This window comes from Taibaiella helva (assembly GCF_003545695.1).
GTDB lineage: Bacteria > Bacteroidota > Bacteroidia > Chitinophagales > Chitinophagaceae > Taibaiella > Taibaiella helva.
The window spans coordinates 144,818-154,544 of sequence record NZ_QUZZ01000012.1; the positions used below are offsets into that span (position 1 = coordinate 144,818).

16 protein-coding genes are annotated in these 9,727 nt (G+C 49.3%); 9 read left to right on the plus strand and 7 right to left on the minus strand.

The features are described 5' to 3' along the window. Positions 1-20: 20 nt before the first annotated feature. On the plus strand, positions 21-338 hold the full coding sequence (locus DZC79_RS17455; protein WP_157977240.1) for a hypothetical protein: 318 nt from the start codon (positions 21-23) through the stop codon (positions 336-338). A gap of 6 nt (positions 339-344) precedes the next feature. Here the strand turns inward: DZC79_RS17455 and DZC79_RS17460 are convergent, their stop codons facing one another. The 3 genes from DZC79_RS17460 to DZC79_RS17470 all read right to left on the minus strand — a co-directional run bounded on the left by DZC79_RS17460 (position 345) and on the right by DZC79_RS17470 (position 2,450). Next, on the minus strand, positions 345-581 hold the full coding sequence (locus DZC79_RS17460; RefSeq protein WP_157977241.1) for a hypothetical protein: 237 nt from the start codon (positions 579-581) through the stop codon (positions 345-347). A 123-nt stretch (positions 582-704) separates the two neighbouring features. Next, positions 705-1,415, minus strand: coding sequence for a response regulator transcription factor (locus DZC79_RS17465; protein ID WP_118952903.1), 711 nt, complete (start codon positions 1,413-1,415; stop codon positions 705-707). Between the two features lie 402 nt (positions 1,416-1,817). Continuing rightward, a complete protein-coding gene (locus DZC79_RS17470; protein WP_118952904.1) occupies positions 1,818-2,450 on the minus strand; it encodes a deoxynucleoside kinase in 633 nt (210 codons plus the stop codon). Positions 2,451-2,664: 214 nt separating this feature from the next. Between DZC79_RS17470 and DZC79_RS17475 the strand changes: the two genes are divergently transcribed. After that, positions 2,665-3,120: an META domain-containing protein gene (locus DZC79_RS17475; protein WP_118952905.1), complete on the plus strand. Its 456-nt coding sequence runs from the start codon at positions 2,665-2,667 to the stop codon at positions 3,118-3,120. 118 nt (positions 3,121-3,238) lie between these two features. Here DZC79_RS17475 and DZC79_RS17480 read toward each other — a convergent pair whose 3' ends face one another. Next, positions 3,239-4,003 carry a M90 family metallopeptidase gene (locus DZC79_RS17480; RefSeq protein WP_118952906.1) on the minus strand — a complete coding sequence of 255 codons (765 nt, stop codon included), beginning with the start codon at positions 4,001-4,003 and terminating at the stop codon, positions 3,239-3,241. A 140-nt stretch (positions 4,004-4,143) separates the two neighbouring features. Here DZC79_RS17480 and DZC79_RS17485 point away from each other — a divergent pair, with 140 nt between their 5' ends. From DZC79_RS17485 to DZC79_RS17500, 5 genes are all read left to right on the plus strand, one after another. After that, on the plus strand, positions 4,144-4,386 hold the full coding sequence (locus DZC79_RS17485; RefSeq protein WP_118952907.1) for a 4a-hydroxytetrahydrobiopterin dehydratase: 243 nt from the start codon (positions 4,144-4,146) through the stop codon (positions 4,384-4,386). A gap of 397 nt (positions 4,387-4,783) precedes the next feature. Next, a complete protein-coding gene (locus tag DZC79_RS21750; RefSeq protein WP_262607338.1) occupies positions 4,784-4,918 on the plus strand; it encodes a hypothetical protein in 135 nt (44 codons plus the stop codon). A 135-nt stretch (positions 4,919-5,053) separates the two neighbouring features. Continuing rightward, entirely contained in the window at positions 5,054-5,311 is a 258-nt protein-coding gene (locus tag DZC79_RS17490; protein ID WP_157977242.1) for a hypothetical protein, read from the plus strand. 186 nt (positions 5,312-5,497) lie between these two features. Beyond that, a complete protein-coding gene (locus DZC79_RS17495) occupies positions 5,498-5,776 on the plus strand; it encodes a hypothetical protein (RefSeq protein ID WP_118952909.1) in 279 nt (92 codons plus the stop codon). Between the two features lie 277 nt (positions 5,777-6,053). Continuing rightward, positions 6,054-6,278, plus strand: a complete 225-nt coding sequence (locus DZC79_RS17500; RefSeq protein WP_118952910.1) for a hypothetical protein — start codon at positions 6,054-6,056, stop codon at positions 6,276-6,278. A 234-nt stretch (positions 6,279-6,512) separates the two neighbouring features. Here DZC79_RS17500 and DZC79_RS17505 read toward each other — a convergent pair whose 3' ends face one another. Together DZC79_RS17505 and DZC79_RS17510 are read right to left on the minus strand one after the other, a co-directional pair. Then, positions 6,513-6,710, minus strand: coding sequence for a hypothetical protein (locus DZC79_RS17505; RefSeq protein WP_118952911.1), 198 nt, complete (start codon positions 6,708-6,710; stop codon positions 6,513-6,515). Positions 6,711-6,848: 138 nt separating this feature from the next. Then, complete coding sequence (locus DZC79_RS17510; RefSeq protein WP_118952912.1) at positions 6,849-7,472, minus strand: response regulator; 624 nt, start codon at positions 7,470-7,472, stop codon at positions 6,849-6,851. Positions 7,473-7,646: 174 nt separating this feature from the next. Between DZC79_RS17510 and DZC79_RS17515 the strand changes: the two genes are divergently transcribed. Further along, a complete protein-coding gene (locus DZC79_RS17515) occupies positions 7,647-8,147 on the plus strand; it encodes an LIC11966 family surface protein (RefSeq protein WP_118952913.1) in 501 nt (166 codons plus the stop codon). Positions 8,148-8,299: 152 nt separating this feature from the next. Here DZC79_RS17515 and DZC79_RS17520 read toward each other — a convergent pair whose 3' ends face one another. Further along, positions 8,300-8,764 carry a hypothetical protein gene (locus DZC79_RS17520; protein ID WP_118952914.1) on the minus strand — a complete coding sequence of 155 codons (465 nt, stop codon included), beginning with the start codon at positions 8,762-8,764 and terminating at the stop codon, positions 8,300-8,302. 519 nt (positions 8,765-9,283) lie between these two features. Between DZC79_RS17520 and DZC79_RS21910 the strand changes: the two genes are divergently transcribed. Beyond that, the gene (locus DZC79_RS21910; RefSeq protein ID WP_198666934.1) at positions 9,284-9,574 is read left to right on the plus strand and encodes a class I lanthipeptide; all 291 of its coding nucleotides are present in this window, start codon (positions 9,284-9,286) and stop codon (positions 9,572-9,574) included. Positions 9,575-9,727 lie beyond the last annotated feature (153 nt).

Sequence of the window (9,727 nt, forward strand, 5' to 3'; positions counted from 1 at the left end):
TAATCTTGTACCTGGCAACTATGTCCGCAACCGAACTGGAACTGATTCATACCCTGGCCGGCGATTTCGGCCTCGAGCTCAACGACCGGGTATCGCGGGAGCAGATCATCGCCGCCCTCACCTGGCGGGTAGACCAGCTGATCGCCGGAAATCCCGACCAGCTGTTCTCTATGCTGTACCGGCTCGATATTTCGGAGCGGAAGATCAAGGCGGCCATGGCCACGGAGACGGAGGTGACCAAAAAAATTGCCGTTCTGATATACGAACGGCAACTGGAAAAAATCATATCGAGAAAGCACTTCCGGAGCGAGGCGCCCGAAGACGACCTGGCCTGGTAATGCCGATCACTTTATATTTCTTTTGATATCCTGGATCGACACCAGGTCGTAAACCACACTACCGAACTGGCAGGTATCCTGTACGCCGGTATGGGTATATTTTACTTTAACCTTCAGGCCGCCATGCTGGTAAGCCGAGGGCAGGTATTCGGGCTGCAGCAGGGCCTGATCTTCCAGCCGGAGCACATAGCCGCAACCTTCGTTGGTGATATCGCCGGTGTCGATCACAGTGGCTTCCACCATATCTCTATCCTTGTTACAAGCTATGAACCCAAGGGAACCTACCAAAAGCGCCAAAGCGTATTTTTTCATCATCGGATTGGAATTGATCGGATAAAAATATAAAATCCCGCCGGAAAATCAAAGTTATTCGGTGAATTTATAACCGACCCCGCGTACCGAATGGAAATGCCGCGGATTGCGGGTATCCTTTTCAAAATACTTTCGGAAATTGAGGATGAAGTTGTCAATGGTACGTGTGGTGGGATAAACGTTGTAACCCCATACCACCTGCAGGATATGCTCCCGGGAAACGACCTCGTTCTTGTGCTCTACCAGCAGCTTGAGCAGGGCGATCTCCTTCTTGCTCAGCTCCAGGTTCTTACCGTCCTTGTCTTTGCCCGACTGCGCTGTGAAATCGATCCTGCACCGCCCGAAAGTATAAACATCCGGCGCCGCATTTCTTTCCTTCAGCTTTTTATTTTTGACCACCAGCTTCTCTACCCGCAGCAACAGCTCCTCCAGGTTGAAGGGTTTGGTCATATAGTCGTCCCCACCCTTTTTCAGCCCTTCAATACGATCGGCGCCGCTGTTGCGTGCCGACAGGAAAAGGATCGGCACTTCATTATTCTGCATGCGGATATTTTCGCATACGGTAATACCATCCATTTCGGGCAGCATGATATCGAGTATGATCAGGTCGAAATATTCGTTCTTGACAGCCTTAAGCACCGCAGCGCCGTTGTCGACGGTGGTTACTTCGTAGCCTTCCAGTTCCAGGTTCAGCTTGATCGCTTCCCTGAGGCTTTCCTCATCTTCCACTACCAGCAAAGAGGCTTTGGGATCGCTTTTGGTCATAAGAAACAGCGGAGCGTTTAAAATTGCTGCAAAGGTAGCAAGTTAGCCAGGGAAACAGCAAATAGCGGTATTGGCGATTGTAATAGTTCTGTCATTTTTGGACGCGGGGCAGGCCATTGCGGGCAGAGATAAAGAACAGGAGGGGTTTTCGATGTGCCGCCCCTGTTGTTGAGCCTTAGAGACGTTGCCTGCAACGTCTTTGCAGAATGGTATATCCTGATATTGTTGTAGAAACGTCGCACGCAACTTCCTTACAGATGGGTTACCGCTGCTCTTATTTGTGTGGAGACGTTGCATGCAATGTTTTCAGACAGGCATACCTCCGTTGTTATTTGTGTAGAGACGTTGCATGCAACGTCTCTGCCACGCAACCCATCTAAACAACATGTCCGCAAACAGTGCCTAGAAAAGGCCGTTGATCTGGGCATCGATCTTGCCGATGATGCGTGCAAAACCGTCTTCGGTCTCGTCAAAATTGATCTCATCGCTTTCGATGACCAGCAGCGGACCGTCGTCGTATTTATCGATCCAGTTGTTGTAATGCTCGTTAAGGCGTTTCAGGTAATCCAGGCGGATATTTTCCTCATATTCCCGCCCCCTTTTCTGGATGCGGTCGACGAGTGTGGGAATGGAAGCTTTGAGATAGATGAGCAGATCGGGCGGGCTGACCATCTTTTTCAGGGTCTGGAAAAACTGTGCATAGTTTTCAAAATCCCGCCGCGACATCAGCCCCATTTCATGCAGGTTGGGCGCAAAGATGTGTGCATCCTCGTATATGGTACGGTCCTGGATCACGGTATGCTTCCCGTTCTGGATCTCCAGCAGCTGCCGCAGCCGGCTATTGAGGAAGTAAACCTGCAGGTTGAAGGACCAGCGCTGCATATCGTTGTAAAAATCGTTGAGATAAGGATTATCCTCGGTCGATTCAAACTGCGGTGTCCATTTGTAGTGCTTAGCCAGCATCTGGGTCAGTGTCGTCTTTCCCGCCCCTATATTTCCGGCGATGGCGACATGTTTTATCTTTCTTTGAGGCATTAGTACTGGCGTGAGTGCTTTTAAAACAGGTGCGCTAACCTTCCGTTAAGAGCGCCGGGTGATCAGGGCCAAAATTAAACGTTTTTTTTTCTGCTGCATAAAAAGAAAACCATGCTTCTATCGATAACATCATTTGGGCGGTCCGGATACAATGCAGCCCGCTAAAATACCGGAAAACTTGGTAAATTAGCAGTTCATTTATACCAACACTGCTATGAAACCAACCGTATTCCTGTTGTCAGGCGCGCTGTTCCTGGCCGGAAGCTGCGCCACATTCAAAGGCAGCGTTCCGTCATCAAAAACCGAAAGCACGCCGCTCGCTGTGCTGAACGGCAGCTGGACCCTTGATCTGCTCGCTGCACCGGGCGCATCGCTGGACAGCCTGTACCCGGGGCGAAAGCCGGAGCTGACCTTCGACACCGATAAAAAGCGTTTCAGCGGCTATACCGGTTGCAACGGCCTTAATGGCCCACTGGTAAGCTCAGACCACACTATCAGCTTCCGCGGCGACATCGCACTCACTATGATGGCCTGTCCCGGCGAAGGCGAGAATACCTTCCTGCAGCAATTGAAACGGATCAACAAGTATGATGTCAGCAGGGATGGTAGCACACTCACCTTTATCCAGGGCGACATTGCACTGATGCGCTTTCACCGCAATAAGAAATGATGCCTTATCAGCTGGAGCGTAAAACGCGGGTCCCCGCGCCGCTTACCGGCACAAATCTCCTCGCCGTCATTTCACCTATAGGGAAGCAGCTATAAGAAGCAGCTCCCCTGCTTAGCCCTCAGCGGCGGTATACCTGGTCCAGGATGGTATAAAGCTCAGGATGGTGCTCTTTGAGGAATTGCGGTTTCTGAAAAAAATATTCGGAGAGGACGGCAAAAAATTCGGCCTCATTCGTTCCCGCATAAGGATTAAGGTCTGATGCGCCTTCCCGTATGGCGCGGATAGCGCGGTGCATCTGGCTGATCCAGGGCGCCACGAGCGCCTTCGGGATCATATATTCCGGCACGCCGTCGGTGGCCCCATCCGCCTTATCGAGCAGGTGTACAAACTCATGAATTCCCGTATTCCCGGCGCCCCGCTGCTCAAAGCCTGCCCGGAGCGAAGGTTGAGAAAGGATCATCATCCTATGCATAGCGCCGTCGCCCACCATACCCAGCACATTGCGTTCTTCTGCTTCATGATCAAAATCCTTGCTGAAGGTGCCGGGATACAGCAGCACTTCGTCGAGGTTGTTGTAGGCCCAGTCGTCAAAATGAAAAATGGGGATAATCGCGCTGGACGCTACATACAGCCGGTCAAGCTCTGTAACGGCCACTCCGTCTACCGGCGATATCCGCGTAGTGTCGAGGAAATGCTTTACCCTGCTGCGAAAGCGTTCCTGGCCGGCGGCATCCAGGCGCTTGTAAAAGGACACATGGGTTTCCAGCGCCGCGTGCACCTCGTCCGGCGCCATCGCGGCGGGCTGCAGGTCGGGCGGGCTTTTCTTTTTACGGAAAAGACGCAGGATAAGAAGAAGAATCAGTATAATGAGCAGAATCCGCATACGCTTTGTCTTTTTGATTTAATGGACGAACAATATTACCGGTTTTTCCAGGCAGATGAAGACTATCGTCCGGTCCCTTTGCCGCAACAACATTCCGAAGGTAATGTTGTTTTATATTCGCCCTACAAAAAATCATCACTATGTGGCTGGAACAGAATAAACAACTCTATCGTGCCTTTTCCTTCAGGGATTTTAAAGAGGCTTTTTCCTTTATGACCCGGGTCGCCGACCTGGCCGAAAAAATGGATCATCACCCCACCTGGACCAATACCTACAATAAAGTGGAAATATGGCTCAGCACGCATGATGCCGGCAATGTGGTCACACAAAAAGATGAGGACATGGCCGATGCGATCGATAAGCTGGTACCGCCGGAAGCATAGCAAGGCAACCCGCTCCTGTTAACGCTTTCCCTGCTGAACCTGCAATAATATCGTCCGTCCTCAGGCGAATAGGGATAGGTGTGGGGCTGCCCCCCAACGCATTCCTCCCGGTTCACGCATAGTACCCGCGCCGCCAGCGGTTGTCATAAAAAGACGACATGGATTGAAATAGCGCGTTGAACGGAAATCGACGGATTAATTCAGAAGACCGACCGGTATTGGTCCGGGAACGGGCTGCAAGGTATCCGTATATTTATACCCGGAGCGGTTAACAACAGCTTTCCCAAAAATGGCACAGTTCTTGTATTGGATTCAGGTAGTCGCATAAGTATTTCTTACCGGAGATGCTTTGCTACCCTTAACAGGACACGGCGATCAACTTTAATAATTTTAGGCCATGAATACTCAAGAAAGAATCTACCTGGAGAACATGCCGGAATACCAGCTTTATCAAAAGCTGCTGCGTACCGAAGCGAAGCTGATTGAGCTGATTTTGACGGTGAACCCTGAGGACGAACCTACCTTTGCCTGAACGCGGCAACCGTCAATACGAATCCGGTTTTGCATGATTGTTCTTCCCAGATATTTAAATAAATCTTAAATTTATACTGTTGTTGCCGCGTATGGCCCGGGCTTGTCGTAATTTTATGACACCAAACCATTAACTATGCGCTACAACAGGACAATATTAACCCGGAGGCCGCCCTCCGAGGGGCAAATGGCCAGTATGCTCGGTCTTACTCATGAAGAGTTCGCCAACCTGAATTGCAGTGAGCTGCGTACGGTAACAGACGACCGGGGTGAGCTGCTGCAGTACTATATTCACGTCAGCCCCTTTAACCCGGAAGTGATCCTGGCCAAACTAAAAATGAACAACCGGCGGATGATCTATTTTTCACCTGATGCTTTTGAGTCCACGATCTGAATTAATTATGGAAAGCAATTGGTTCATCTGCCCTGCCCTGCGGGGCTTTTTTATTGCGGGAAAATAAGTTTGTCCTTTTTCCGTTTTAATCAGTACCTGCGCTGAACTGCCGCTATGGTGAACCATCCCGGCTTTTGTTCGTTGTTGGTAGAAAATCGATAAATTACGGCAAAAGATTGGTCAATTATGGAAGAGAACAACATGCGCAACAACACGGAAAACAAAATTCACATTGACGCGACAATAAAGATCGGCAGTTACGACATGCGCTTCAAAGCAACCGGCTACCGTACCGAGCAGGACAGCCTGTTTTCCGTTATCCTGTACGACCGGCTCTACGAGCTTCGCGGCAGCCCGCAGCAGGAAGAAGGTTATCAATGGCGTTTTGCGACAGAGAATCTGCTGCCGGAAGATCTGGCGACAATTATCGGACGGGAGATCGAAAAGGTGGCCATGAGAGCATAAGGACACAAACGATGCCTATCTTACTAAAAATCAAACTGAAACGCCTTTATGGGCGTTTTTTTCATGTCCGATCCACGCGTTTTATCCGTTAAAACCGGCAATAGTTACTATAATTATTCTTAAATAAACAAGATAAATACCTGTTGTAGGTATATTTTGAGCTATCCTGTAGTAACTTTATGAGTATAAAAACACGGGGTTTATAAATTATAGACATTAAGGTTAATTTATATAAGCAAAACCCGTGACCTTTGCAGTTCTAATTGTTTAAAAGATCATGCACAATCAACAGCTACCGACCATTGAGGTTTATCAGGACGAACAGAAAGACTGGCATTGGAGCATCAAGCACCCATTTACCGGGGCGCTGCTGGGCAGCTCTGCGGCTTCCTTTTACGACCGCCAGGAGTGTATTGAGAACCTCAAGTTTTTTGGACGACTGATCACGGCCTATGCCGTGGCACAGGAAAAAGCATTTCAGACAGCATTTCAGCTGAGCTGATGGCGGCGAACATAATGCACGCAATAATGTTATATCAGAACCGTAGTAGGTTCTACGAGTAAAAGGTGAGTATGTGCCGGGTTATTTTTAGCCTGGCTTTTTTTATGCTCTTTGAACGCTGCTCAGACCGATCTCCAGGTTGCAGCTGTAGCAGAGCCACGAGAACTACCGGCACGATCTTTATCCTGTTCATGATTTGCGGTTCCGTTAAAAATGACTGGCATTGCACCAAGATCAGCTTGCCTGCTTCTCTTTTTTGCTTCCGGCCAGGTAGAGTGCTGCACCTGCCACAAGCAGACCAATCTTAATAGCCCAGGCGGCGCCATCGCCCCAGAGATAGATCCAGGCCAGGATACGGGGCACACGATTAAAGAAATCAAGTATGATGGCCAGAAGGCTGATGATGGCCAGGAAAGAGCCGATCTTTTGCATAAAGAATAATGTTAAAAAAATGGTGTGGGGTATGGGGCTGTATCAAAATAATCAATAAATGTTTGTGCAGATTCCCGCCGGATGTCTGCGGCCCTGCGGAAACCATTACGCTATGGCTGCTTCCCGGTGGCAGCAGGTTCAGATCAGGCCGTACCGGGTGGCGAGCTTGATTACCGCAGTCATCGAGGCCGCATCGAATTTCTCAATAAGATTTTTCCTGTGGCTCTCCACGGTATGGGTGCTGATGAATAGCTGCGCAGCTACCTGTCCTGTGGTCATGCCTTTGCTCACCAGCTCCATGATCTCTTTTTCCCGCCGTGTGACCTGCGGTATCTCCACCAGGTCGCCTTCCCCGACCTGGCTCATGATCTCCTGTGTCTTACGGCAAAGATAAGGGCGCCCGTCCAGGGTGGTATGGATCGCTGTAATGATCTCTTCCCCTACGGAGTTTTTCAGCACGTAACCATTCGCACCGGCTTGCAGTATGTTCCTGATCACCGGGCGTTCATTGTGTATGCTCAGGGTGATAATACGCGTCTCTTTATCCTGCCGGCGCAGCTGCCGGCAGATATCGGCTCCGCTGATGTCGGGCAGGTTAATGTCCAATAACACTACATTGGGCTCCAGCTCCTTTATGGCCTTAAGACCTGCCTTGCCCGTACCGAAACACCCGGCAAGCATCATGTCATCACGGCTGGAAAGCAGGTTTTTCAAGCCTTCCAGCACAATAGGATGATCGTCTATTACCATTACTTTGATCATATCTTTCCTTCATTTGATTCCCCGGCGCTCCGGATGTAAGCAAGCGGATATAGGGATCTCCTGATCTTGCTGCTGCAAAACTACCATTATCTGCAGGGAATAAAATCACGGATTCCGGGGATATCCCCGGAATCCGTTCTGCCTACTTTTGTCTTCGTAAAAAAACACGTACAAATGAAAAAAGTGACTGTAAAGAACATTGCGCTGATGAGCCTTCTCGCCCTTCTTTCTCTCTTTATTGCCAGCTGCGGCTCGCAGGACCCTGCCGATTACAACAACAAGCTGATGGCCCTGATGAACGGGCATACCAAAAGCATGAACGATATGAATACAGCAATGATGAGCCAGGACTATACCAAAGCCGAAACTGTGCGCAAGGAATGGTCGGGCAAGCTGGCCCAATCAATTGCGGAAGTGGACAAGATCAAGCCGCTTAGCGACGATGAAGGTCTGAGGGCTGCCGTAGCAGGGGGCCTGAAGGGCTACAAGAAGCTGATGGACGAAGATTATAAGCAGCTTATTGCGCTCCGCATACAGCAGAAGAATGGCAACAACACTATAGCCCCGCAGGTAGATGCCTTGCTGGAGCAGGTGAACAAGGACTTCGAAGCTATTGGCGCAAAGATCAACCAGGCGGGAACAGCTTTCGAAAACAAGTACAGTAAAGGCAGATAATACCAGGATAGCGCGCAATAAAGCCCGGAAGCCATACGCCACCCCTTACAAGGTGGCGTATAGTGCTTTCCTGCTTTTTATAGCGCAACGCTTTTGTGGTTGCTCCCGGTAAATCACCGGCAATATACTCTTTTTCGCAATATAGGTTCTTGCTAAGAGAATACTAGTGTTGCTGTGCCACCAGGAAAAGGAGGCGGCGTATAGACACCGTTGAATTGCGAACGAGAACACCGTACACAGTCACCATTGCTTACGGAGTAAGCAAGCAGGCTAGTAGCGAAGCCCGGACAGGCGCCATAGGGGAAAAACAGAGGGCTGGGAAAGCCACAAGTCCCCGCAGGATAAAGGTAAATACCGGATATTAATGCGGGACCAGACGACCAGCCGGGGATACCGGCTGAGACATCAAACACTACCGTTCCTGTGGTATTGATCATAGTGCTGGTGTAAGAAGCAGATACGCCGCATGTCGAAAGGCTGCCTACAGCAACAAGGTGGAGCTCGCAGCCTGTCATATTGGTAATAATTACTTTACCCGCCGGCTGCGCCTTAAGCACTCCGGGCACAATCAGGGCAGCGCAGAACAGGAGCGCAAAAAGTAACGTGTTCTTTTTCATAAATCAATTGTTTAAGGGTGAAATAAAACGGTCGCGTCTTATAACGGCGACCACCCAACGAAATAAAAAATTTCATCCCGGACCAAAAAACAGAAGTACATAACTGTGCGACTTCACTTCACAGTTGGCTGTCCCGGATACATAACTCTTTGACATAAGGCCACCATATTCCGGCAGCTTTGTTGTGTTTTTTTGCGTTTGCAGCGCTTGAGGCGTAACCTGTGCATGCACTGAAAAAAAATTGCAGTGGCAGAAGTGAGCTTTAGGTTCTCCTAAAGTTCATCACAATGAAAAAGAAACAGCTGAATCTCTGCAGAAGCTGCTGCTCAACAAGGAGATCGTAACCGCCATGCAGGTTATCGGGGTACGTTGTACACCACCAAATTTTAAAGCAGTTGCTGATTTAATTTTACCAGGATAGCTTCTATGTTTTTTTGCGATCTTATTTACCCCTGTGATTTCACTGAAAAAACCTTGCAGTGGAGAGTGTGACCTTTAGAGTTCAAAAAAAAGAGTCAGATGAAAAAGACAAAAATTCAACTAGGCAAAAAGTTAATCCTCGGCAAAGACAGTATCCTGTCCTTATCAGCAAGCAACGGGATTGCTGGCGGTGCTACCGGTACATGTGTAACGAATGCAGGACAGGTATGTGGTGAATGCGGCTTCTCGCAAACTCCCTCTTGCCTGGGATGCCCTGGTATTACTGAGGCTGGCAATTTAACCTGCAGCCCGTCTTGCAATGGTACGATATCGGCAGTACCTGGCCCGGGATGTGCAGGGTCACAAACCTGTCCGGGCATAACTTGCTAATTGTGCCATAATCAAACCAGCCACCTAGTCTGGGATCAATCGTAAAAGTTGGGGGGAGAAGATAATTAAGCATAGATATTTGCGAGCCTGAAGAGGAAGAAAGGGATGTCTCTTACACCCCTGGAAGAAGAACGGAAGGATTTAATTTTAGCA

Excerpts from the sequence above, each read along its gene's own strand:
- DZC79_RS17455 (WP_157977240.1), top strand. The coding sequence starts at position 21 with ATGTCCGCAACCGAACTGGAACTGATTCATACCCTGGCCGGCGATTTC.
- DZC79_RS17460 (WP_157977241.1), bottom strand. The coding sequence starts at position 581 with ATGGTGGAAGCCACTGTGATCGACACCGGCGATATCACCAACGAAGGT.
- DZC79_RS17465 (WP_118952903.1), bottom strand. The coding sequence starts at position 1,415 with ATGACCAAAAGCGATCCCAAAGCCTCTTTGCTGGTAGTGGAAGATGAG.
- DZC79_RS17470 (WP_118952904.1), bottom strand. The coding sequence starts at position 2,450 with ATGCCTCAAAGAAAGATAAAACATGTCGCCATCGCCGGAAATATAGGG.
- DZC79_RS17475 (WP_118952905.1), top strand. The coding sequence starts at position 2,665 with ATGAAACCAACCGTATTCCTGTTGTCAGGCGCGCTGTTCCTGGCCGGA.
- DZC79_RS17480 (WP_118952906.1), bottom strand. The coding sequence starts at position 4,003 with ATGCGGATTCTGCTCATTATACTGATTCTTCTTCTTATCCTGCGTCTT.
- DZC79_RS17485 (WP_118952907.1), top strand. The coding sequence starts at position 4,144 with ATGTGGCTGGAACAGAATAAACAACTCTATCGTGCCTTTTCCTTCAGG.
- DZC79_RS21750 (WP_262607338.1), top strand. The coding sequence starts at position 4,784 with ATGAATACTCAAGAAAGAATCTACCTGGAGAACATGCCGGAATACCAG.
- DZC79_RS17490 (WP_157977242.1), top strand. The coding sequence starts at position 5,054 with ATGCGCTACAACAGGACAATATTAACCCGGAGGCCGCCCTCCGAGGGG.
- DZC79_RS17495 (WP_118952909.1), top strand. The coding sequence starts at position 5,498 with ATGGAAGAGAACAACATGCGCAACAACACGGAAAACAAAATTCACATT.
- DZC79_RS17500 (WP_118952910.1), top strand. The coding sequence starts at position 6,054 with ATGCACAATCAACAGCTACCGACCATTGAGGTTTATCAGGACGAACAG.
- DZC79_RS17505 (WP_118952911.1), bottom strand. The coding sequence starts at position 6,710 with ATGCAAAAGATCGGCTCTTTCCTGGCCATCATCAGCCTTCTGGCCATC.
- DZC79_RS17510 (WP_118952912.1), bottom strand. The coding sequence starts at position 7,472 with ATGATCAAAGTAATGGTAATAGACGATCATCCTATTGTGCTGGAAGGC.
- DZC79_RS17515 (WP_118952913.1), top strand. The coding sequence starts at position 7,647 with ATGAAAAAAGTGACTGTAAAGAACATTGCGCTGATGAGCCTTCTCGCC.
- DZC79_RS17520 (WP_118952914.1), bottom strand. The coding sequence starts at position 8,764 with ATGAAAAAGAACACGTTACTTTTTGCGCTCCTGTTCTGCGCTGCCCTG.
- DZC79_RS21910 (WP_198666934.1), top strand. The coding sequence starts at position 9,284 with ATGAAAAAGACAAAAATTCAACTAGGCAAAAAGTTAATCCTCGGCAAA.